The sequence below is a fragment of the Hymenobacter sp. 102 genome (assembly GCF_049949205.1).
Classification (GTDB): Bacteria; Bacteroidota; Bacteroidia; order Cytophagales; family Hymenobacteraceae; genus Hymenobacter.
In genome coordinates, this window is the sequence record NZ_CP188172.1 from 3,809,205 (window position 1) to 3,830,424 (window position 21,220).

At 61.9% G+C, this 21,220-nt stretch carries 18 protein-coding genes; 8 read left to right on the forward strand and 10 right to left on the reverse strand.

Annotated elements, in window-relative coordinates; genetic code table 11:
- Positions 1-69 precede the first annotated feature (69 nt).
- The 4 genes from ACN19L_RS16375 (at position 70) to ACN19L_RS16390 (ending at position 3,846) form a co-directional block, all read left to right on the forward strand.
- Complete coding sequence (locus tag ACN19L_RS16375) at positions 70-1,947, forward strand: ABC transporter ATP-binding protein (protein ID WP_426490543.1); 1,878 nt, start codon at positions 70-72, stop codon at positions 1,945-1,947.
- Between the two features lie 77 nt (positions 1,948-2,024).
- A complete protein-coding gene (locus ACN19L_RS16380) occupies positions 2,025-2,591 on the forward strand; it encodes a hypothetical protein (protein WP_426490544.1) in 567 nt (188 codons plus the stop codon).
- Between the two features lie 54 nt (positions 2,592-2,645).
- Entirely contained in the window at positions 2,646-3,116 is a 471-nt protein-coding gene (locus ACN19L_RS16385) for a GNAT family N-acetyltransferase (RefSeq protein ID WP_426490545.1), read from the forward strand.
- Positions 3,117-3,240: 124 nt separating this feature from the next.
- The gene (locus ACN19L_RS16390; protein ID WP_426490546.1) at positions 3,241-3,846 is read left to right on the forward strand and encodes a DUF4136 domain-containing protein; all 606 of its coding nucleotides are present in this window, start codon (positions 3,241-3,243) and stop codon (positions 3,844-3,846) included.
- A 58-nt stretch (positions 3,847-3,904) separates the two neighbouring features.
- Here ACN19L_RS16390 and ACN19L_RS16395 read toward each other — a convergent pair whose 3' ends face one another.
- The 5 genes from ACN19L_RS16395 to ACN19L_RS16415 all read right to left on the reverse strand — a co-directional run bounded on the left by ACN19L_RS16395 (position 3,905) and on the right by ACN19L_RS16415 (position 9,963).
- Positions 3,905-4,897, reverse strand: coding sequence for an XdhC family protein (locus ACN19L_RS16395; protein ID WP_426490547.1), 993 nt, complete (start codon positions 4,895-4,897; stop codon positions 3,905-3,907).
- A gap of 40 nt (positions 4,898-4,937) precedes the next feature.
- Positions 4,938-5,432 carry a hypothetical protein gene (locus tag ACN19L_RS16400; protein WP_426490548.1) on the reverse strand — a complete coding sequence of 165 codons (495 nt, stop codon included), beginning with the start codon at positions 5,430-5,432 and terminating at the stop codon, positions 4,938-4,940.
- Positions 5,381-7,705, reverse strand: a complete 2,325-nt coding sequence (locus ACN19L_RS16405) for a xanthine dehydrogenase molybdopterin binding subunit (protein WP_426490549.1) — start codon at positions 7,703-7,705, stop codon at positions 5,381-5,383. Before ACN19L_RS16405 ends, ACN19L_RS16400 begins: the two co-directional genes overlap by 52 nt.
- A gap of 143 nt (positions 7,706-7,848) precedes the next feature.
- Positions 7,849-9,321: an FAD binding domain-containing protein gene (locus tag ACN19L_RS16410; RefSeq protein ID WP_426490550.1), complete on the reverse strand. Its 1,473-nt coding sequence runs from the start codon at positions 9,319-9,321 to the stop codon at positions 7,849-7,851.
- Between the two features lie 108 nt (positions 9,322-9,429).
- A complete protein-coding gene (locus ACN19L_RS16415) occupies positions 9,430-9,963 on the reverse strand; it encodes a redoxin domain-containing protein (RefSeq protein ID WP_426490551.1) in 534 nt (177 codons plus the stop codon).
- Positions 9,964-10,150: 187 nt separating this feature from the next.
- Here ACN19L_RS16415 and ACN19L_RS16420 point away from each other — a divergent pair, with 187 nt between their 5' ends.
- Together ACN19L_RS16420 and ACN19L_RS16425 are read left to right on the forward strand one after the other, a co-directional pair.
- Entirely contained in the window at positions 10,151-11,089 is a 939-nt protein-coding gene (locus ACN19L_RS16420) for a hypothetical protein (RefSeq protein WP_426490552.1), read from the forward strand.
- Positions 11,090-11,100: 11 nt separating this feature from the next.
- A complete protein-coding gene (locus ACN19L_RS16425) occupies positions 11,101-12,153 on the forward strand; it encodes an MJ1255/VC2487 family glycosyltransferase (RefSeq protein WP_226271007.1) in 1,053 nt (350 codons plus the stop codon).
- Positions 12,154-12,171: 18 nt separating this feature from the next.
- Here ACN19L_RS16425 and ACN19L_RS16430 read toward each other — a convergent pair whose 3' ends face one another.
- Complete coding sequence (locus tag ACN19L_RS16430; protein WP_426490553.1) at positions 12,172-12,762, reverse strand: HD domain-containing protein; 591 nt, start codon at positions 12,760-12,762, stop codon at positions 12,172-12,174.
- 217 nt (positions 12,763-12,979) lie between these two features.
- On the opposite strand from ACN19L_RS16430, the gene ACN19L_RS16435 reads away from it, so the two are divergent.
- Complete coding sequence (locus ACN19L_RS16435; RefSeq protein WP_426490554.1) at positions 12,980-15,658, forward strand: cyclic nucleotide-binding domain-containing protein; 2,679 nt, start codon at positions 12,980-12,982, stop codon at positions 15,656-15,658.
- Between the two features lie 222 nt (positions 15,659-15,880).
- On the opposite strand, the gene ACN19L_RS16440 is transcribed toward ACN19L_RS16435, so the two are convergent.
- The 4 genes from ACN19L_RS16440 to ACN19L_RS16455 all read right to left on the reverse strand — a co-directional run bounded on the left by ACN19L_RS16440 (position 15,881) and on the right by ACN19L_RS16455 (position 19,069).
- Positions 15,881-16,927: an adenylate/guanylate cyclase domain-containing protein gene (locus ACN19L_RS16440; protein ID WP_426490555.1), complete on the reverse strand. Its 1,047-nt coding sequence runs from the start codon at positions 16,925-16,927 to the stop codon at positions 15,881-15,883.
- Positions 16,917-17,312 (reverse strand): response regulator, encoded by a 396-nt coding sequence (locus tag ACN19L_RS16445; RefSeq protein ID WP_426490556.1) that lies wholly within the window; start codon positions 17,310-17,312, stop codon positions 16,917-16,919. Before ACN19L_RS16445 ends, ACN19L_RS16440 begins: the two co-directional genes overlap by 11 nt.
- 40 nt (positions 17,313-17,352) lie before the next feature.
- Entirely contained in the window at positions 17,353-18,699 is a 1,347-nt protein-coding gene (locus ACN19L_RS16450) for a sensor histidine kinase (protein ID WP_426490557.1), read from the reverse strand.
- 88 nt (positions 18,700-18,787) lie between these two features.
- On the reverse strand, positions 18,788-19,069 hold the full coding sequence (locus tag ACN19L_RS16455) for a hypothetical protein (RefSeq protein WP_426490558.1): 282 nt from the start codon (positions 19,067-19,069) through the stop codon (positions 18,788-18,790).
- 156 nt (positions 19,070-19,225) lie between these two features.
- Here ACN19L_RS16455 and ACN19L_RS16460 point away from each other — a divergent pair, with 156 nt between their 5' ends.
- The gene (locus ACN19L_RS16460) at positions 19,226-21,211 is read left to right on the forward strand and encodes a peptidylprolyl isomerase (RefSeq protein ID WP_426490559.1); all 1,986 of its coding nucleotides are present in this window, start codon (positions 19,226-19,228) and stop codon (positions 21,209-21,211) included.
- Positions 21,212-21,220 lie beyond the last annotated feature (9 nt).

A 21,220-nucleotide genomic window follows, 5' to 3' on the forward strand; every position in this document is an offset into this window, starting at 1 on the left:
CCCAACCGGAGAACTGCCAAAACGGCCGCCGCCGCACTCCGGCCCGAAGTATGCCGTATAGCCCGTTCTATGGCTCGTTCCGATTCGTTTTTCTCTACCATTTCCGCCAAAAAGCCCCGCCCCGACGGCAAACCCAGTCTCACGGTGCGGGAGCGGTTTTCGGCCTTGCGCAACCTGCCGGCCTTTCTGCGCCTGATCTGGCAAACCAGTCCGGCCCTAACGCTGGGCAACGTGGCCCTGCGCCTGCTGCGGGCAGCCCTGCCCGTAGCCATGCTGTATGTGGGCCAGCTGATACTGGATGCCGTAGTGGAACTGAGTCGCCTGCCCGCCACCGAGCGTACCCTGGGGCCGGTGCTGGGGCTGGTGGCTTTGGAGTTCGGGCTGGCGGTGCTGTCGGATGCGCTGGGCCGGGGCGTGGCCCTGCTGGATTCGCTGCTCGGCGACCTGTTTGCCAACCAGAGCTCCATCCGGCTGATGCAGCACGCCGCCGAGCTGGACCTAGACCAGTTCGAAGACAGCAACTTCTACGATAAGCTGGAGCGGGCCCGCCGCCAAACCCTGTCGCGCACCGTGCTCATGGCCCAGGTGCTCAGCCAGGCCCAGGATGTACTGACGATGGGTTTCCTGGCCGTAGGGTTGGCTGCTTTCAACCCCTGGCTGCTGCTGTTGCTGCTGGTGGCGGTGGTGCCGGCGTTTTTGGGCGAAAGCCACTTTAATGAGCGAAGCTACTCGCTGGTGCACGGCTGGACGCCTGAGCGCCGGGAACTGGACTATCTGCGCCAGACCGGTGCTTCCGATGAAACGGCCAAGGAGGTTAAGATTTTTGGGCTTTCGGGTTTTCTCATCGACCGGTTCCGGCAGCTTTCGGATGAATTCTATCAGCAGAATAAGTCCCTGGTAATAAAGCGGGCCGGCTGGGGTACGTTTTTCGCGGCGGTGGGCGCGGCGGGCTACTACGCAGCCTACGTGTACATCATCAGCCAGGCCGTGTACGGGCGCGTCAGCATTGGGCAGCTCACGTTTCTGGCGGGCTCGTTTGCCCGCATGCGGGGCCTGCTGGAAGGCATCCTGAGCCGGTTTAGCTCGGTGGCTGAAGGGGCCCTGTACCTGCAGGATTTCTTTGAGTTCTTTCAGCTGCAGCCCCGCATCCGCCGCGACGAGTCGAGGCCGGTGCGGCCATTTCCGCGGCCCATCCGGCAGGGCTTCACCTTCGAGAATGTGGGCTTCAAATACCGCACCGCCGAGAAGTGGGCGTTGCGCAACCTCAGCTTCGAGCTGCAGGCCGGCGAGAAGCTGGCGCTGGTGGGCGAGAACGGGGCCGGCAAGACCACGCTGGTCAAGCTGCTCTCCCGCCTCTACGACCCCACCGAGGGCCGCATCCTGCTCGATGGCCACGACCTGCGCGAATACGACCCCCAGGAGCTGCGCCAGGAAATCGGGGTGATTTTCCAGGATTTCGTGCGCTTTCAGCTGCCGGCCGGCCAGAACCTGGCCGTGGGCCGCATCGAGGAGAAAGAAAACCAGCCCCGCATTGAGCAGGCTGCCCAGCAAAGCTTGGCCGACTCCGTAATTGCCAAGCTGCCCCAGGGCTACGGGCAGATGATTGGCCGCCGCTTCAACGGGGGCGTGGATTTGAGCGGGGGCGAGTGGCAGAAAATTGCCCTGGGCCGGGCCTACATGCGCGACGCCCAGCTGCTCATCCTCGATGAGCCCACCGCCGCCCTCGACGCCCGCGCCGAGTATGAGGTGTTCCAGCGCTTCAAGGAGCTGACGCAGGGCAAAACCGCCGTGCTCATCAGCCACCGCTTCAGCACCGTGCGCATGGCCGACCGGATTCTGGTTATCGAAAACGGGCAATTTGTGGAAATCGGGAGCCACGAGCAACTGCTAGCCCGCAATGGCCGCTACGCCGAGCTGTTCCGGCTGCAGGCCGCCGGGTATCAGTAAAGAGATAACATAGCCGGGTGCAACCTGCGGCCGCTGGGGCTTCTCTGAAAAAGAAATACTACGCAATACCGAAGGCTATGAAACGACTTCTACTTTTTACTTCGCTGGTACTGGGCGTGCCCGCTTGTAACGAATGCGGGCCAGGGCCCCAGTACGTGGATGTGACTGGCTTGTCGGCCGTGTTAACGCGGCAGGCGGCGGGTACTGCAACGCAGGTAGTCACAACCGGCCAAGCTTTGCCCGTAACTGAATTGCATTTGCTGCTCCGGCCTGACACCCGGCTGTACGGTACCGCTCCGGTGCGTACGGGTGGCTTCGCGGCTATGGCCTGTGAACCGGCTGACCCCACCTTCACCGAGCAGATTGATTCCATCAGAATTACCAGCCGCTACGATTTCGACGGGCAGCATCCGGCTGGTACCTCGCTGAATGACCTGATCCGGCTCGATAACGGGTACGGAGGCAGCATATTATTAAGCGAACTATTGCGCACTCCGCAACCAGTGCCCATGCTTGTACAGAACAGCCTGCAATTTACCCAGACCCCCACCAGTTCGGCCACGCAACAATTTCGGGTGCGCTACCACCAGACTAACGGCGAAGTGTACACCGCTGAAACGGTTGCGGTGATGATTCGCCCTTAGCCAGTTTCTGAGAAACTGCCTTTTGATAATTGCATTACATACTTTGATTAACGCATGAATTATACGTTTCGCATGCTTCCGGTAATAGCCTCGGACTTGGCACATTCCCGGCAGCTTACTGCGCTGCTGGCTGGGGCGCTGGAAACCACCTCTGCCGAGCTGGAAGCCGACCTGCAGTACCAACATGCCCGCCAGCCCGTGCAGGCATGGCTGGCCTACGAAGGGAATCAACTTATAGGCTGCAAGCTGGGCTACGAGCGGCAGCCAGGCCACTACTACAGCTGGCTGGGTGGGGTACACCCTGATTTTCGGGGCCGGGGTGTGGCGGGCGAGTTGATGCGGCAGCAGCACGCGTGGTGCCAGGAGCAGGGCTACCGCCGCATCCGCACGCACACGTATAACCGCTGGCGGGCCATGCTGCTCTTGAACCTGCGCCACGGGTTTGATATTGTGGGGACGGTGCAGGGTACGCGCGGCCTGACTATTGTGCTGGAGAAAAACGTGCTGCCAGCTGGCGGACAGTAGGCTTCAGCAAAGGCAATGGAGCGAAGAGAAAAAATATTACACGTTTTTTTATTCTGGAAGTCAGTCTATTAGGTCCGGGAGTTTCGTATTTTAGTTAGTACGATCTTTTACCCTCCCAGCGCCTATGAAATGGTATGTTACTCTGTTAGCCGGCAGCAGCCTGGCGTTTTCCAGCTGTCTGATGTCGCGGGAGGCCCGCGTGGAATCTGATTATAGCTATGCCGGGCAGTTCCGGCGCTACCGTACCTATGAGTTCATTAGCGGCGACGGTATCAACTCCGATACCAGCAAGCTGGGAACAGCCGTGCGCGACGCTATCCGGACGCGCATGAAGGTGCAGGGCTACCGCGCCGCCCGCCGCCGTCCCGATTTGCTGGTGAATTTTCGGCTATTTGAGGGCGATATGCGCTTTCGGGGGTATGCTCAGGAGGATTTTTCGCGGTGGGTGAAGGCAGGCTATACCGAGGATGATGAAACGCCCAAAGAGAGCCGGCAGGGCTACCAGCCGGTGCGCCTGCTGCTGCAGGAAGGCACGCTGCTGGTTACACTCATCGATAACCGCACCAACCGGGCCGTGTGGAACGGGTATGCCTCAGGAGTAAGCGTGCCCTCCGGTCCCCAGGGCGAAATTGTGCTGCGCCGCTCCGTACGTTCCATCTTCGACCAATATCACATCTTCACCGAGGGTTACCTCAATGGGCAAAATACTGCCAGTGAGGCAGATGAGTAAACGAGGGCAAGGGGAAATAACGCCACTACCCCGGAGCGCAGTCCCGGGGTAGTGGCGTTTATACCAGATTTCGCTCCCGGATCAGCTCGGCAGCAATACTAATGGCTATTTCTTCGGGTGTGCGGCTGTTAATGGGCAAACCAACAGGTGCGTGTACCCGGCGTAGGGTTTCATCGGCTACGCCTTCGGCCCGCAGAGTGGTTAATAGCTCCACAATTTTGGCTTGGCTGCCCAGTACGCCCAAGTAGCGCACGGGGTGGTGCAGCAGGGCCCGTAATGCCACCAAATCCGAGCGGTACCCGAAGGTCATCAGGATAACATACTGGTGCGGGCCGGCCGGAATTTCCTGGGGCAACTGCTCGTAGGCCACGGTGCGCTTGTAGTGCGCGTAAGGATTCCGTTGATGGGTATGCAGATTGGGCCGGTCATCCAGCACAGTAAGGCCAAAATCAAGGGAGGTCAGCACCCGCGACAGGGCCAGGGCCACGTGGCCGCCCCCCACAATAGTTAACTGGTCGCGGAATCCCAGCTTTTCGGAATAAGCCCAGTCGGGCCCAGCCTGAAAAGCGTAGTGCGGTTCCGGAGTAGCCTCCGTTGCTACGCGCAGCCCCTCAGCCGCCGACAGCTGTAGCCGGCCTTGGCCCAGTTGCAGCAGCTCCACAATGCCGAGAACTGCAGGCAAATCAGCGGCCGACAGCGGGTACACGAGAAGCTGTTGCTCCCCGGAGCAAATCATGCCTGAGCGGTCGGTAGGTGCTTCCTTGCGGTGAATCTGGCGGCGCAGCACCGGGGCAAAGCTGCCCTCGGTGAGCAACGTGCGGGCCAGTTCCACAAATTTGTGCTCCATGATGCCGCCCCCAATCGAGCCGGTCATATCATCAGCCGTCACTACCATCTTAAACCCTTGCCGGCCGGGGCTGCTGCCTTCACTGGTCAGCACGCACAGCAGGGCCACCGGTACTCCCGCCCGCAAACTGGCAGCGGCGTGCTGCCAAACCGGTAGGTCGCGCGGAACAGGGGGCGAAGCAGAAGGCGAAAGCACGGGCAACATCAGGGTAAAGGTAAGCAGCCCCGGTGCAAGCCGGGCCCGGCTACCAGGTAGAGCTCAGGGCGTAGTACACCGCCATAAACCCCGAAAACAGCGCGCTGGCTATAAACCGCCAATCGGCCGATACCTTGTTTTGAATGTAATAATTCACCACCAAGGCCACCGGCACATTCAGCAGGAACGAGCGGGCCGCAACGGGTACCAAGTCCAGGGAAATCTGCTGAAACTGGCCGCTGAATAAGTGCAGGAACACATAGTGCCGCACAATCCAGAGCGGGTTGAAATACACCTGCGACAACGCCGCCCGCAGCCACTGCCGGCCCAGGCCCGCGTTGCGGCGCTCGGGTACCTGCCGGTCAATCCAGCGGAAAAAAGCGGGCACTTCCCAGGAGTAGAGGATACCGCCAACCAAGGCCATGCCCAACAACCGGGTCCAGGAAAACTGGTGCAGTAAAATGGCGGCGGCGGTGTCGCCGGCGGCGTAAATCAGGAAGCCGCGGAGGTGATTGCGGAGGTTAAGGGAGCGGGTGAGTTCCAAGCGTCAGGAGCAGGTATTCGTAAATGGGGGTGCAAATTTACGAGAACCTTTTCCGGCGTCATAGGAGCGGTGAAAGAAATACTGGAATCGGGGTTGAAAGCCCGCACCGCGTCGCGCAATGCGAAGTAGGCCCCGATGCCATACATCAGCGGCGGCTCACCCACGGCTTTAGAGCGCAGCACGGCCCGGGAATGGCCCGGCGTATCCAGGAAATGCACGTCCAGCACCTTGGGGGCCGAGTACAGGTCGGGGATTTTGTAGGCGTTGAGGGAGTTGCTCAGCAGGCGGCCTTCCTCGTTGTACACCAGCTCCTCCAACGTCATCCAGCCAATGCCCTGCACGGCTCCGCCTTCAATCTGGCCCCGGTCCACGGCCGGGTTCATACTTTGACCGAAGTCGTGAGCAATCTGCACGGCCTGTACCTCGTAGGTGCCGCGGCGGCAGTCCACCTGCACGGTGGTCAGAGCCGTGCCGTACACGTGGTAGGCGAAAGGGTAGCCCTGGTTGGTGGTGGCGTCGAAATGCAGGTCGGGCGTGGCGTAATGGGCGTTTTCGGAGAGACTCACCCGCTGCCAGTAGGCCGCCGAAACCAGCTTCTCCCACGTGGTATCGGCGGGTTTGCCAGCCGCCAGCACCTGCTCGTTTTCGATGTGCAGGCCCTCGTAGTCCATGCTCAGCTCGGTGGACGCCAGCCGCAGCAGCCGTTCCCGCAGGGCTTGGCAGGCCAGCTCGGTGGCTTTGCCGTTGAGGTCGGCGGTGGCGGAGGCGGCCGAGGGAGACGTGTTGGCCACGCGGGTAGTGTTGGTGCTTTCCACCTTGATGCGGTTTACGCTGATGCCCAGCGTGCGGGCCGCTACCTGCGCAATTTTGGTGTTCACACCCTGACCCATCTCCACGGCCCCGGTGCTCACGCCCACCGAGCCATCGGTGTAGATGTGCACCAGCGCCCGGGCCTGGTTCATGGCCGTTTTGGTGAAGGAAATACCGAAGCAGATGGGCATGACGGCTAGCCCCTGCTTCTGCCAGCGGTGGGTGCGGTTGAACTCGTCCACCTCGCGGCGGCGGCCGGGCAGGTCAAATAGCTCGGCAGCCGTATCCCAGGCCTGCTCGGCGTGGCAGCCCTCGGCCGGTTGGCGGTACGGGAACAGGTCACCCTCGCGCAGCAGGTTGCGGCGCTGAATCTCGGCGGCCGGTACGCCTAGCCGCTCGGCCGCGCTGGCAATGGCCGACTCTATCACAAACATGCCCTGCGGCCCCCCAAAACCCCGGAAGGCGGTGTTGGGCGGCAGATTGGTACGGCAGCTGTAGGCCGTGGCCGTTACATTCGGAATGAAATAAGTATTGGTGCTGTGAAACAAGGTGCGCTCCATGACGGCCGGCGATAAATCGGCCGCCGCACCGCCGTTCTGGTAGAAGGTCACCTCATAGGCCACAATCTTCAGGTCGGCACTGAGCCCGATTTTGAAGTCGGAGGAGTAGGGGTGGCGCTTGCCGGTCATGCGCATGTCGGCCATGCGGTCCAGCACCAGCTTTACGGGGCGGCGGGCCACAAAGGCTCCCAGCGCGGCCAGGGCGCCCCAGGGCGTGGCCTGGTCTTCCTTACCCCCGAAACCGCCGCCCAGGCGCGTCACATCCACTTCTACCTGGTGCATGCCCAGGCCCAGCACGTGGGCCGTGTGGCGCTGCACGGCCGTAGGGCCCTGGGTAGAGGAAATGATGCGTACCCCGCCCATTTCGGTGGGGAAGGCATAAGCGCCCTGCGTTTCGATGTACAGGTGCTCCTGCCCACCCGACTCGGCCACGCCCTCGAACACGTGGGCACACCCAGCCCAGGCCTCGCCCGAGTTACCGATACGGAATGTGCGCGGGGGCACCAGCAGCTCCCCTTGGGCGGCGGCTACGCGCGAGTCGGTAATGATGGGAAGCGGGGCTACCTCCACGCGTACGTGGCGCAGGGCGGCGTGGGCCGCGTGTTCTGATTCGGCCAGCACCAGGGCCACCGGTTGCCCCCGGAAGTGCACGTGGCCCTCGGCCAGCAGGGGCTCATCGGGTACGATGCCGCCAATCTGGTTTTCGCCCGGAATATCCTGGGCCGTGAGAACGTGCACCACGCCGGGCAGTGCCAGCGCCGCCGTGGCATCCACCGTCAGCAGCTGGCCGTGCGCCACCGGCGACTCCACCACGGCCGCGTACAGGGTGCCGTGCTGCACCGGCACATCATCCAGGTACTGGGATTCGCCGCGCACGTGGCGGATGGGGTCAAGGTGATTCACTTGGGTAGGAGGGTATGAGGGTGTGAGGGTAGGCGTGAGGTTGAACGATGTAGAGACGCGACACTTCGCGTCTTCCGTCTGCACGACCTTGCCAACCGTATTGTAACAACGTCAGCAACGACAAGACGCGAAGTGTCGCGTCTCTACAGCTGTTCTTCGGTGAGCAGGCCCATTTCCACGAAATGAGCTTCCAGCAGCTGGTGCAGCAGCAGGCGCTTGTATTGCTCAGTGCCGCGCACGTCGCTGATGGGGCTGATTTCCTGCTGCGCCAGCTCCTGAGCCCGCCGCAAGGTATCGAGTGTAACGGGTTGGCCGACGAGAGCGGCGGCGGCGCGGGGCAGCAGTAGCGGAATAGGCCCCACACCGCCCGCCGACAAGCGGGCTTCCTGCACAAGGCCGTTTTCCAGCCGCAGCCACGCGGCGGTGTTCACGCTGGCAATATCCAGGTGAGTGCGCTTGGATACTTTTTCGAAGTTGAAATAGTCGGTGGAAGCCGGGGCCGGGAAGCGAATTTCCGTTACCTGTTCATCGGCAGTTTTGCGGAGCTGTTTGTAGCCCTGGTACAACTCGGCCAAGGGCAGGGTGCGGCGCTGGCCGGCCGTGTTTTCCAGCTCCACTTCCGCGCCCAGGGCCAGGAACAAAATGGTCAGGTCGCCGATGGGGGAAGCGTTAATGAAATTGCCGGCCACGGTACCCATCTGCCGGATGGGCGTGCTGCTTACCAGCTTCAGGTAGCGCGGCAACTGGGGCAGGGCCCCCAGCATTACCTCCGATTCGAGGAGCTGCTGAGCCGTTGTGGCGGCTCCCAAAACTATGGTGTCGCCTTGCTGTCGGATGCCGCGCAGGTGGGTTTGGTCGTACATCAGCTCTACGGTCGTATCCCGCAGATTTTCGGGCTGTTGCACCAGCAAATCGGTGCCGCCGCCCAGAATGCGGGCCCGCGCCGCGGCCGGGGCATCCAGCTCTGCTCCGTTAGATGGGAGGGAGACAGTAGCTTCGGTGCCGCCCGTGGCAGCGGCCGTGGCAGCGCTACGCAGTGCCTGCAGCTTGCCGGGCATATCGGCGAAATATGGGGGCACGAAACCCTGTTCCGCCAGCCAGGGCAACGTTTCGGTAGGGGGGCGCTGCTCCAGCTGCTGCTGCAACTGGGCAGCGGCCCGCTCCAGGCTTTTGTACCCGGTGCAGCGGCAAATGTTCCCATCAATGGCGGCCAGCACGCTGCTTTCGGTGCTGGGCTTGGCGCTGAGGGCGTGACCGGTCAGGCTCATCACAAACCCTACCGTGCAGAACCCGCACTGGGAGCCGCCTTCCTGCACAATGGCCTGCTGCACCGGTGTGAGGCCGCCCTTGGCTTGGTTAATGCCTTCTACCGTTACCACGTGCTTGCTATGGGCATTGCCCAACGGCGTGAGGCAGGAAGTCATAGACTGGTACTGCACCGCTTCGCCCGTGGCGCTCAGCTCCCCTACCAGTACGGTACAGGCTCCGCAGTCGCCCTCCCGGCAGCCTATTTTGGTGCCTTTCAGGTGCTGGTTGTACCGCACAAAATCGAGCAGGGAGCTACCGGCGGGCTGGTTGGTACGGATGAGCTGGTTGTTGAGGTAAAACTGGTGCATAACCGGGCAGAGTTTCCAATAGCGGAAAGGAAAGTTACAGGATTTTCAGGTGTAGCCGTAACAATTCGGTAACGTTGGTGGCTCCGGCATACAAACTGTGCAAGACCGTTAGTTGATGAAGCAACCCACAGCTTCCGTGCGGGGCACTGCCACGGGCTGCCCGCTTACTACCGCTGCCAGCGCATCCCGTAGCTCCTGATGGGCAACTACCGTACGCCGCTTGCCCAGCGCCACGTAACTATCGTCAATGCGCCCCTGGTAGAGAATACGACCGTTGGGGGCCAGCACCACGGCTTCGGGTGTGATGCGGGCGTGGAACCGCCGGGTCAGGAGCTGGCCTGCATCCTGCCGCAGGGGAAACGGCACCTGGTACTGCTGCTGAAACAGGATGATATCGGCGGGGCGGGTTTGGGCATCCGGGAAAACCCCCACGAAGGCAACGCCCCGGGGAGCGTACGTGGCGTGCAACTGCCGCAATGCCAAGGTAGTGGTCTGGCAGATCGGGCAGGTATCCGCCAGAAATACGTACACGGTGGCTATGGGGGGAAATGAATGCCGCGTGGCCCCCGTTGCGCCCAGCATCAGCAACCCGCAGAGCAGAACCTGCCAACCAGGCAAATGCCAGGTGAAGTATCGTTTCATAGTCAAAGATAAAAAGCAGGGCGTACTGGTCCCGCCCAACAACCTTGGCTCAGCAACAGCCTCGTTCTGCTGGCGGGTTCAATCCGACTGCGGGCACTATCTGGAATAGCGGGGTTGCCGGGCTTTTCCTACTTTCGGCCTGATTTTGGCCACTAGCCGGTCTTGCTCCTTCCTATTCTGCTCGCTGATGAATAATTTCTTCTCCTTGCGTACTGCCCTGAGCCTGCTGGCCGGCGCGGGCTTATTGTTCTCTACTGCCTGTACGGCCCCCCGCGCCATTGTGAGCACTGGTAAGGTAACGCCCCGGGGCGAGTTCAAGGTAGGCGGCAATATGGCCTTCAATGTGCCCACCGAAACCATCGGCAAAACCGGCTCGGCGCTAATAGATGCGGCCCGGTCGGCGGCCGCTAAAACGAAGGAGGACACTATTCGCTACAACCAGACCCTCGATAAGCTGCAGATTGGGGCCCTGGCCTACGTGCTGGACCCCGTACGCCCCACCTCCGACTTATACATCCGCTACGGCGTTATCGACCGGGTAGATGTGGGCTACAAGTATGGTTTTGGCTCCCACGTTTTCGATGCCATGTACCAGTTTCTGGGGCCGGTGGGCACGCCAGAAAACCCGGGTAGCCGGGCAGCGGGGGCTACCTATGGTAGCATTGGGCTGCAGTTTGCTACCCAGCGCAGCAAGCTGCCCAGCGTCCCGTTCCTGGACAATATAACCGATTTTCTGGGTTTTGAAGCCAGCCGCCACGACCTGATTGTGCCACTGGTGTTCAGTAAATCTTTGGGTGTTGAAGAGGAAATAGGGGCCATTTCCTATGGGGTAGTATACGCGCACAGTTTTTTCAAATACGGCTTTCAACCCCGGAATGTGTTTGATGCAGCTGGCCGGCTGGCGCTGCCGGCACTGCCCTCGGCGCGCCGCAATTTTGGCTCTTACGGGGCCTTTTTCAATGCCAAGCTGGGTTACCGCTACGCTTACTTTATTCCGGCTCTGTCAGTGTATTACCAGAACTACGGCGAGTATCAGCTGCTGAACAACAAAACGGCCAAGCTCAGCGGCCTCACTTTTATTCCCAGCCTGGGTGTACAGTTCCGTATTCCTACTACCCGCCGATAATTCAGCGCACGATGAATATCCTGTACGGAGTGCCGGGCGAAGGGCTGGGCCACGCCACGCGCAGCAAAGTAGTTATTGGCCATCTGCTCAGCCAGGGGCATAACGTGTGCGTGGTGAGCAGCTCCCGGGCCTACCAGATGCTGGCGGCCAATTTTCCTGGTCGGGTGCACGAAATCCGGGGTTTTCACCTCGCTTACAAGCACCTCACGGTGTCCAAGTCGCGCACGGCGGCCCTCACGCTGCGCACGGCTCCGGAAAACCTGCTCATCAACTTCCGCAAGTACCGGGAGCTGCTCTGCGACTTCGAGCCCGAGGTGGTTATTTCCGATTTTGAGTCGTTCAGCTTTCTGTTTGCCAAGTGGAAGGGCCTGCCCATCATCAGCATCGATAATATGCAGATTATCAGCCGGGCGGCGCTGGATATTACGGTGCCGGCCCAGGAGCGGGGCAACCTCACGCTGGCCCGGCAAATTGTGCGGGCCAAGCTGCCCGGCAGTCAGCAGTATCTGGTGTCCACGTTTTTTCCGCTGCCGGTTATCAAGGAGCGCACCACGCTGGTACCGCCCATTCTGCGGCCCGAGGTGCTGGCGTTGCGGCCTACCAAAGGCCAGCACGTGCTGGTGTACCAGTCGGCCACTACGCAGAAGGACTTGGTGGCGCAGTTGCAGCAGCTGCCGGGGCAGGAGTTTCGGGTGTACGGCTTCAACCGGGAGGAAACGCACGGCAACGTACAGTTGCGGGCCTTCAGCGAAGCTGGCTTTCTGGACGACTTAGCCAGCGCCCGGGCCGTAGTGACCAACGGTGGTTTCTCGCTCATCAGTGAGGCCGTGTACCTGCACAAGCCGGTGTGTGCCATTCCCATTCCGGCCCAGTTTGAGCAGTTCCTGAACGCCGCCGAAATAGAGAAGCTGGGCTACGGCCGCCACTTCTCCGCCATCACCCCCGATAACCTGAAGGCCTTCCTATACGACCTGAGTGGGTTTGAGCAGGCGCTGGCGGGCTATGCGCAGCAGGGAAACAAGGTGTTGTTTGCCGCCTTGGATAAGGCTTTGGCGGAAGTGTAGACTCCGGAGTGCTCGTTTCTACAGGGCCGCCAACTGCTGCTGTACCTCAGCCAAGCGGGCTTGTTTCTGGGCTTCGCGGCGGGCGGTGGCGGTAGTTGTCCAGTAGCGGTGGCTGCTCAGGAAATCAACCTGGAGCTGCAGCCAGGCGGTTTTGTCGCTTACCATACCGCGGGCGGCCAGCTCATCGTAGAGCGACTGACTGATGGGCCAGAAATCGGGGCGGCCCAGGTAGTCCAGGTCGGCGTCGCAGAGGATGCGCGCCAAGGGCAGCGTGCCGGGCGTTTGGGGCATGCGCGTGGCCATAATCAGCTGCTCAATCAGCGCAATCTGAGCCGGCTGATAGCCAAAATCGGGGAGAACCCGCCGGGCTAGGGCGCAGCCAGCGGCTTCGTGGCCTTGGTAGGTAGTCAGAAAGCCGGAGTCGTGGTACAGCGCGGCGGTGCGCAGCAGCGTTACCTGTTCCTCATCGGTAACGCCCGCCGCTTGCGCCAGGGAAAGGGCCTGCTCCACTACATCCAGCGTGTGGTGCAGGCCGTGGTAATAGAGAGTAGGCGAGAGGTGCTGACGAAGTTGAGAGAGGATGTAAGCTTCGGCGCGGAGGCAGTCCATGTGGTGGCAGGCTGAGCGTAGAGGCCGTAAATAGCGCAAAAAATCGGCAGTAACCCGCCCGAAGGCTCCTATCTTGCGGCGAAGTAGTGATGAAATGATGGGGAAATGAAGTGATGGAGAAGGTAGCGGCACCGGCCGCCTTTCTCAATTTCTTTTCTTAGCACCTGTCGTAATTCACCACCGCCCCCCCATCATCCTATTCCCTCATTACCCCCCCATGACCTTGCGCGCACGTTGGCAACAGTTGCTGGGCATCCGTCCGGAGGAAGGCCGTACGGTCGGGCTATTCTTTCTGCACAATTTTCTGCTCGGTATCGGCACCATTCTGGTGTACGTGGCCGCCAACGTGATTCTGCTCGAAAACCAGCCCGAGCGCAACCTGCCGCTGGCCTACGGCGTGGCGGCTTTGGCCATGATGGGGGCGGGCCGCATCTACGAGCATTTCGAGCACCACCTGGGCCTGCAGCGCGTGGCGGTGCGGGTGCTGCTGGCGGTGGTGGTCCTGATGGCCGTGCTGGGCGTGCTGGTGGCGGTGGGCCATTCGGTGGCCGCGGCCGTGGCCATCATGACGGGCTACCGCGTTATTTACCTGCTCACCAACTTGGAGTTCTGGGGCGTATCGGCGGTGGTATTTGATGTGCGGCAGGGGCGGCGGCTGTTCAGCGTCATCAGCTCCGGCGATATGCCGGCCAAGGCCCTGGGCGCCGTGCTGGCCCTGCTCATTCATCACCACACCGAGCTGCTGTGGCTGCTGCTGCTGGCTTTCGGGGCGTACGTGGGCGCTTTGCTGGTACTGCGCACTACCGGCCGGGAGCACGTGGTGGAAGCCCATTCCCGGGCCCGCGCCGCCCGCACCGAAGCCGTGGCGGCCCCGTTGCAGCGGTGGTTTGGCAGCAGCCGCCTGGTACTGACGATGTGCCTGAGCATGCTGGCCATTGCCGCCGTTACCACGGGCATCGAGTACACATTTTTTGTGAATGTGAAGCACCGCTTCCACGACCAGTCGGTGGTGATGCGCTACGTGAGCACCGTGCTGGCCATTACCTATCTGGTAGCGTTGCTGGTGAAACTGCTGGTAACGGGCAAGGTGCTGGACCGGGCCGGGGTGCGGCCGGTACTGCTGGCCCTGCCGGGCCTGGTTGTGGCTGGTTTGGCGGCGTATGTGCTCAACGCTTCCTGGAGTGCCGCCGGACTCATGCTCTACTTCTGCGCCCTGTTTCTGACGCTGGAAGTGCTGCGTCGCGCCTTCTTCGACCCCGTATTCCTGGTATTGTTTCAGCCCCTGCCGGCCCCCGAGCGGCTGCAGGCCCACACCCTGGCGAAAGGCCTGTACGAGCCGCTGGGCATGGGCCTGGCCGGGGTACTGCTCGCGCTGCCTCACCTGATGCCAGAGTTGGGTACCGGGTTTGCGTTTGGCTGGATGACCCTGCTGATGGCTGGCGCTCTGCTACTGCTCTACCGAACCTACGGTCAGTATCTGGGGGAGCTACAGCACGCCGTAAGCCGCCGATTTGCTACGGATGAGGTGCCAGCTACTCTCACGCACAACGGCCATGCTGCGGCCGCCAACCAGGATATTCCGACGCTGGTAGAAGCCCTGCGAGATAAAGCAACACGGCCCGATGCCGCCGCCCAGCTCCGGCAACTGGGAATAGCGGCCGTGCCAGCTCTGGTGCAGGCGCTGGCCGCTGCAACCGACGAGCCCCAGGTACGCCGCGTGGCCCAGCTGCTGGGTCACGTGCCGCAACCCGCCAGCCGAGCTGCGCTGGTTGCCTTGGCTCAGCGGCCGGAGCTGACCCACCGCGAAGCTGCCCTGCGGGCCCTGCGCAACTTCGCTCCCGAGCCCACCGATGCCCCCGTGTTCCAGGCACTACTGCAGCAGGAACTGCTACTGGCCCGGCAACTGCTGCACGGCAAAGCCGCGTCCGACGACCAGCCCCTGCGCGATGCCCTGGCCTACGAGCTGCACCGCTTAGAGCAGCGGCTGTTTGGCTTGCTGCTGCAGCTCTACCCGCCCCAGGCCATTGCCGATGCCCAGCGCAGCGTGACGCATGCCGCCCGGGAGCGGCAGGCCAACGCCCTCGAAATCCTGGATAACCTGATTGCCCGGCCGGTGTACCAGGCCCTGCAAACCCTGCTGGAGCTGCGCCCCGCCGCCGAAAAAGCCCGCGTGTTCGACCGGCTGCTGCCTGCAGCCCCGGCACCCGCGCCCATTCTGGCCCTGGTAGCTGAGCACGGCGAAACCGTGTTTTCTGACTGGACGCTGAGTCTGGCGCTACGGCAGTGGCAGCCCGCCGTAGGAGGGTTTGAATTGTTGCGGCCCCACGCGGCCAGCGCCAGTCCGCTGGTACGGGAGGCCGCGTGGGCTGGCCTTGCCCAGTGGGCGGCCGCGTACCCAGTGGCGTACCAGGCCGCCCTTTCTCATCATCCCGAGTTACCCGATTTGCTTATGCATCATTCCACCGCCGCCGCGCACCTTTCCGCCGCCGACCGGGTGGCCCTGCTGCAACACACGGCCCTGTTTGCGGCCACCCCGGCCAACGTGCTCAGCAGCATCGTGCCCATCATGCAGGAAGTGAAATTCAGCCCCGAGGAGCAGATTTTTGCCAAAGGCGACCTGGGTGCTTCCCTGTTTGTGGTGTACGAGGGCGAAGTCGGCATCTTCAACGGCAGCCAGCAGCTGGCCACCTTCCGGGCGGGCGACTTTTTCGGCGAGCTGGCCCTGCTGGATGCGGAGCCCCGCTCGGCCACGGCCGTGGCCCAAACGCCCGTACTAGCCTTCCGCCTCGATCAGGACGACTTCTACGACGTGATGGAGGAGCGCCCCGAGGTGCTGCGCAACATCCTGCGCGTGCTCTGCCAGCGCCTCCGCCGCCAGAATGAGATGGTGAAGTAAGCCCGTCATTGCGAGCAGCACGAAGCACCCGAAGGACAGCGCAGCTAATCCTTCCTTTGCAGAGCGCGAAACCCAGAAAAGCAGAAATCCCCTGACGCCAGTGCTAGCGTCAGGGGATTTTGAGTATTCCAGGGCTTGGTACTGCGAGAAGGAAGGATTAGCTGCGCTGTCCTTCGGGTGCTTCGGCCTTCGGCCTCGCAATGACAAAGTAGTAATGCGTTGCTACGCCACCACCTCGTAAATCATCACCGGCTGCGACTTGTTCTTGAGCGTTACCTCGCGCAGCGGGCGGCACTGGAACGACTCTTTCACCCGCTCGTAGGTGGATTCGGTGATGATAATCTGGCCGGGTTGAGCTACGGATTGCAGGCGCTGGCTCACGTTCACGTTGTCGCCAATAACGGTGTAGTCGAGGCGCTTGAGCGAGGCCGAGCCGATGTTGCCCGATACCATTTCGCCGGTGTTGATACCGATGCTAACCTCCGGCTGGTAGGGGCGGCCGTCGGGCAGTATATCGTTGTTGGCCTGTACCACTTGGCGCACGGCCAGGGCCGCATCAATCGCCCGGTCGAGGTGGTACTCGCCCCGGAACACGGCCATCACGGCGTCGCCCATAAACTTATCGATGTAGCCGCCCTGGGCAATAACTTCCTGCACCATCTGGTCGAAGTAGCGGTTCAGCATCGTCACAATGTCGGCGGGCGGCAGTACCTCCGAGAGGCTGGTGAACCCGCAGATGTCGATGAAGACCACCGTGGCTTCCACCGTTTCGGAGGCCATGAGCGTGTTCTGAAACTCGGGGCGTTCCACGAACTTCAGCACGGTTTCATCCACGTACATGCGCAGGATGTTGTTTTCCTGGATGGCCCGCAGGGTTTCGCGCAGTTGCTGCACGTGCTGGGCGGTTTTATCCATGGTCGTTTCCAGATCCTGGAAATCCACGGGCTTGGTCACGAAGTCAAACGCGCCCCGGTTCATGGCCGTGCGGATGTTCTGCATATCCCCGTAGGCCGATACCATCACCGTCTTCAGCACCGGGTTGGCCTCCTGCAGCTTGCTGAGCAGGGTGAGGCCGTCCATCACCGGCATGTTGATGTCGGAGAGGATGATGTCGAGGTCGGGGTGTTGCTGCAGGGTGTTCAGGGCCTCCTGGCCGTTGCTGGCAAACACAAACTCGTACACACTCTCCCGGATTTTGCGCCGGAATTTCTGTTTGATGAGCAGCTCCAGGTCCGCCTCATCATCCACTACCAGAATCTTAGTTTTCATGCTCGGTGAGGTGCAGCAGTTTTTCCTTGAGGGCGGCAAAATCTACGGGTTTCGCCAGGAAGTCGTTGGCCCCCAGCTCCAGGGCCTGCTGACGACTGGCCTCGTCGCCGTAGGCGGTAATCATCATTACCTGGGGCGGGGTGGGCGGCGGGGCCCCGTACTCCTGCCGGATGTGGCGCAGCAGCTCCAGCCCGCTCATGCCGGGCATGTTAATGTCGCTCAGAATCAGTACGACCTCCGAGGCGTGCCCGTGCAGATACTCCAACGCTTCCTCACCGGAATACGCAAACGAAAACGTGAATACGCCACTCCGGATTTCGCGCCGGAACCGCTGCTCAAACAGCGTCCGCACGTCTTGTTCGTCATCAACAACTAAGATCTTCATCAACAGCAAAACTAACAGAAACTACCAGCCAATGGCCTTTTTAGGCTGGCAACGTAATAATGAACTCCGTGCCCTGGCCTTCTTCCGATTCTACCTCCAGCGTGCCGCCGTGGGCTTTGGTTACGATGTCGTAGCTGAGCGAGAGGCCCAGGCCGGTGCCCTCGCCGGTGGGCTTGGTGGTAAAGAAGGGCTGGAAGATTTTCTGGCGCACACTGGCCGGAATGCCGGTTCCGTTGTCGCGTACCCGCACTTCCACGTCGCCGGTGGGCAGCTGGCGGGTGGTTACGCTCACGGTGGGCGCAAAATTGGCGGGGCTGGCTTCTTTGCGCTTCTGCACGGCGTAGAAGGCGTTGGTAAACAGGTTCAGCAGCACCCGGCCCAAATCCTGGGCCACGGCATCCACTTTCACCAGAGTAGGGTCGAAGTGGGTGTTAAGGGTGGCGTTGAAGGTTTTATCCTTGGCCCGCAGGCCGTGGTAAGCCAGGCGCAGGTACTCGTCGGCCAGGGTATTGAGGTCGGTGGGTTGCCGCTCCCCGGTGCTGGCGCGGCTGTGCTCCAGCATGCCCCGCACAATGCTGGCCGCCCGCTGCCCGTGGTGGGTAATTTTCTGCAGGTTCTGGCGCAGATCCGCCAATAGCTCCGCTTCCAGCTCATGGTCCCGCTCGGGGCGCTGCTGCTCCTCTTCCAGCTCCTGCACCAGCTCGGCCGATACATCGGAGAAGTTGGTCACGAAGTTGAGCGGGTTCTGAATTTCATGGGCAATACCGGCCGTCAGCTCGCCCAGACTGGCCATTTTTTCGGCCTGAATCAGTTGGGCCTGGGTGGTTTTCAGCTCCTCCAGCGCGTGCTGCAGCTCCTCGGTTTGTTGGGTCAGGGAGGATGTCCGCTCGGCTACCAGCCGTTCCAGCTCGGCGTTTTGGGCGGCAATGGCGCGTTTTTCCTTTTCCTCTGCCTCCCGCACCACCCGCTCCGCCTCCAGGTGCTTTTTCTGATTGCGGGCAATGAATACGAAGGTGATGAGCCAGATAATGGCAAATACCTTGGACGTGTCGAAGGCATCATCGTACTCCTTGATTAACCAGCTGCTGAGCCCGGCGGCGACCAGCTCAATAACAGAGTAGAGCACAAACGGCGCCACTGCCAGCAGCAACGTGCGGGCTGGGCGGTACGCCTGGCTCCGCAGCAGCACCAGTACCACCACGGCCAGCACAAACAGCATGTACAACTCGTCGAGTCGGTCGGTTTTCCAGTGAATCAGTAAGGAAAACGCGTAGAGCACCACCCCAGGCAGCCAGAAATAATTCAGCAGGGCATTGAGCCGGGGAAAGCGCGTGGGTAAATCCAGAAACTGGCGGAGACTGCGCACTACCAAGGCCGCAATGACCATTGTGAAAAGCACAGAGGCGTTGACGTCCATTCAACTGAAGATTTCGGAGAAAGCGGGAAAAACGGGAGCTTGGGTAAGTATAAGGTAATTACGGCTGACGCGGAGCCGGATCGGTGCTGCTCAGGAAGCGGGGCAGGGGCACGGCCAGCGTTACCACGGGGTTTCGGGTAGGACTATTTTTCTCGTTGGGTGCGGCGCGGGGAATCCAACCGGCCATTTCGCCCACTTTGCCTACCACCGTGGGCAGCGTTAGGCGCACGGTAAGCACTTTGCGAGCAGGTGGGGCAGTCGGCTTGTGTTGGCAATAGCCGGGCTGGGCTGCCAGGAGCAGTAGCAGAAACAACAGCCAGCAAAAAAGCGCGCGGAACATGGAAGGAGGGATGCTGCTGTAAATATGCACGGATAAACTACGTTTCCTTCTGGCGGCCCCCGCCTCATTTTATCAGCCGAGGGCGTACGCCCGGATAGATGGGTTTTGTGGGGGAAGCGTTGCCTTCGTGGGCAGAGTATTTACCTTAGGGCACCCATGAGCCACTCTTCCACGTACCGCCTTGCCGCCAGCCTGGCTGCCACCGGCTGGGCATTGCTCCAGGCCTGCGCCCCGCATCCTTCCGCCACTTCCGCTCCGGCCGCCGTCAATCGTTTCGCTACCGACAGCACTTTCCGGCGCATTGCTACCCTGCAGGATGCGCGCCGTACCACCGGGCTGCTGCCGTACCTGAGCCACGCCGAGGCGCGCTACCGCCGCGCTGCCGCCGAAGCCCTGGCCTCCGTGCAGGATAAAATCGCCACGCCTCAGTTGCTGGATGCCCTGAAAGATACCGACTGGATGGTGCGCCGCCAGGCCGCCTACGCCCTGGGCCAAACCGCCGACTCCACGGCCGAAACCACGCTGTGGCGAATGGTAGTGGAGGAGGCTAACCCAACAGTGCGCCGCTACGAGCTGGAAGCGCTGGGCCGCTGCACCTCCCGCGGCACGTTTGCGCTACTCACCAGGCTCCCGGCCAACCTGCCCGCCGACACCGCCACGCTCAGCGGCCAGGCCTGGGCCCTGTACCGGGCCGGCCTGCGCGGCCTCACCTCCGAAGCAGCCGTGAAGCGGCTGGTACAGCTGCTGGGCCGCAGCAACCCGACCAGCGCCCGGCTGGCGGCGGCTAATGCGCTGGCCCGTACCCGGGGCCTGAACTTGGCTCCGTTTGCCGCCGATATCAGCACCGCCGCGCAACAGGATACCGACTACGCCGTGCGCAGCGGGGCCGCTGCCGCCCTCGGTAAAGCCGCCGCTGCCCCCGCCGTGCCGGCCACCCTGGCCACGCTGGCCCGCCGCGACGCTGATTACCGGGTGCGGGTGAGTGCCTTACGGGCCATGAACAAGGCTATGTACGCCCCTGTGAAAGAGGCTGCGTGGGCCGCCCTCACCGATGAAAATGCTCAGGTAGCCCTTACCGCCGCCGAGTTTTTTCTGGCTAACGCCGCCGATGAGCCCGGTACGCTGTTTCTGGAAAAGGCCAACCGTCTGCCCCAATGGCGGGTACGGGCCACGCTGCTGGCCGCCGCCCTGCGCCAGCCGGACTCCGAACGGGCCGCCATTCGCCGGGCCATTGAGGAGCGGTACGCGGCGACTACGAGTGTGTACGAGAAAGGCTATTTGTTGAAAGCCCTGAGCGAAGACCCCGCCGCCTTTGATTTCGTGCGGCAGGTAACCTTTGCGCCCGGTCATCCGGTGGTAATTGGTACCTATGGCATGGAGGCCCTGGTCGCCCTGCGCCGTCAGGCCGATTTTCCTTCGGCTCGTTACCCCGAGGTGGCGCTGGCTCTGCGTCAGGGCGTGCTCAGCGGCGACGTGGCCATGATGGGCACGGCCGCCGAGGCCATCCGGGACCCCAAGCTGGATATGCGTCGGCTGCTGCCCAACCCTGATTTTCTGGTGCAGGCCCGTGACCGGCTGACCCTGCCCCGCGACCTGGAAGCCTGGCAATCCTTACAGCAAACCATCGATTATGTGCAGCAGCGGCCCGCTACGCCCACGCCCGTTGCGCAGGCCGCCACCCACCCCATTGATTGGGGATTGGTGACTACCATTCCGGCCGGGCAGCGGGCCGTGGTGCACACCAGCAAGGGTGACGTGGTGATGCGGCTATTGGTAGAGCAGGCGCCTAGCTCGGTAGCCAGCTTTGTGGCTCTCATCCGTCAGGGCTTCTACAATGGCAAGAACTTCCACCGGGTAGTGCCCAACTTTGTGGCCCAGGGTGGCTGCCCCCGCGGCGACGGTTGGGGCAGCTCCGACTACAATCTGCGCTCCGAGTTTGCCGACCTGCGCTACGGTGAAGGAACTGTCGGTTTGGCCTCGGCCGGCAAGGATACCGAAAGCTGCCAGTGGTTCATCACCCACGCCCCCACGCCCCACCTCGACGGCCGCTACACCATCTTCGCCCAAGTAGTGCAGGGTATGGACGTAGTCAGCCGCTTAGAAATTGGGGAACGGATTGATAAGGTGGAGCTGGTGAAATAGTGACGGCAA

What these genes read in the sequence shown, in the direction of transcription:
- ACN19L_RS16375 (WP_426490543.1), top strand. Translation starts at nt 70, where the DNA reads ATGGCTCGTTCCGATTCGTTTTTCTCTACCATTTCCGCCAAAAAGCCC.
- ACN19L_RS16380 (WP_426490544.1), top strand. Translation starts at nt 2,025, where the DNA reads ATGAAACGACTTCTACTTTTTACTTCGCTGGTACTGGGCGTGCCCGCT.
- ACN19L_RS16385 (WP_426490545.1), top strand. Translation starts at nt 2,646, where the DNA reads ATGAATTATACGTTTCGCATGCTTCCGGTAATAGCCTCGGACTTGGCA.
- ACN19L_RS16390 (WP_426490546.1), top strand. Translation starts at nt 3,241, where the DNA reads ATGAAATGGTATGTTACTCTGTTAGCCGGCAGCAGCCTGGCGTTTTCC.
- ACN19L_RS16395 (WP_426490547.1), bottom strand. Translation starts at nt 4,897, where the DNA reads ATGTTGCCCGTGCTTTCGCCTTCTGCTTCGCCCCCTGTTCCGCGCGAC.
- ACN19L_RS16410 (WP_426490550.1), bottom strand. Translation starts at nt 9,321, where the DNA reads ATGCACCAGTTTTACCTCAACAACCAGCTCATCCGTACCAACCAGCCC.
- ACN19L_RS16415 (WP_426490551.1), bottom strand. Translation starts at nt 9,963, where the DNA reads ATGAAACGATACTTCACCTGGCATTTGCCTGGTTGGCAGGTTCTGCTC.
- ACN19L_RS16420 (WP_426490552.1), top strand. Translation starts at nt 10,151, where the DNA reads ATGAATAATTTCTTCTCCTTGCGTACTGCCCTGAGCCTGCTGGCCGGC.
- ACN19L_RS16425 (WP_226271007.1), top strand. Translation starts at nt 11,101, where the DNA reads ATGAATATCCTGTACGGAGTGCCGGGCGAAGGGCTGGGCCACGCCACG.
- ACN19L_RS16430 (WP_426490553.1), bottom strand. Translation starts at nt 12,762, where the DNA reads ATGGACTGCCTCCGCGCCGAAGCTTACATCCTCTCTCAACTTCGTCAG.
- ACN19L_RS16435 (WP_426490554.1), top strand. Translation starts at nt 12,980, where the DNA reads ATGACCTTGCGCGCACGTTGGCAACAGTTGCTGGGCATCCGTCCGGAG.
- ACN19L_RS16440 (WP_426490555.1), bottom strand. Translation starts at nt 16,927, where the DNA reads ATGAAAACTAAGATTCTGGTAGTGGATGATGAGGCGGACCTGGAGCTG.
- ACN19L_RS16445 (WP_426490556.1), bottom strand. Translation starts at nt 17,312, where the DNA reads ATGAAGATCTTAGTTGTTGATGACGAACAAGACGTGCGGACGCTGTTT.
- ACN19L_RS16450 (WP_426490557.1), bottom strand. Translation starts at nt 18,699, where the DNA reads ATGGTCATTGCGGCCTTGGTAGTGCGCAGTCTCCGCCAGTTTCTGGAT.
- ACN19L_RS16455 (WP_426490558.1), bottom strand. Translation starts at nt 19,069, where the DNA reads ATGTTCCGCGCGCTTTTTTGCTGGCTGTTGTTTCTGCTACTGCTCCTG.
- ACN19L_RS16460 (WP_426490559.1), top strand. Translation starts at nt 19,226, where the DNA reads ATGAGCCACTCTTCCACGTACCGCCTTGCCGCCAGCCTGGCTGCCACC.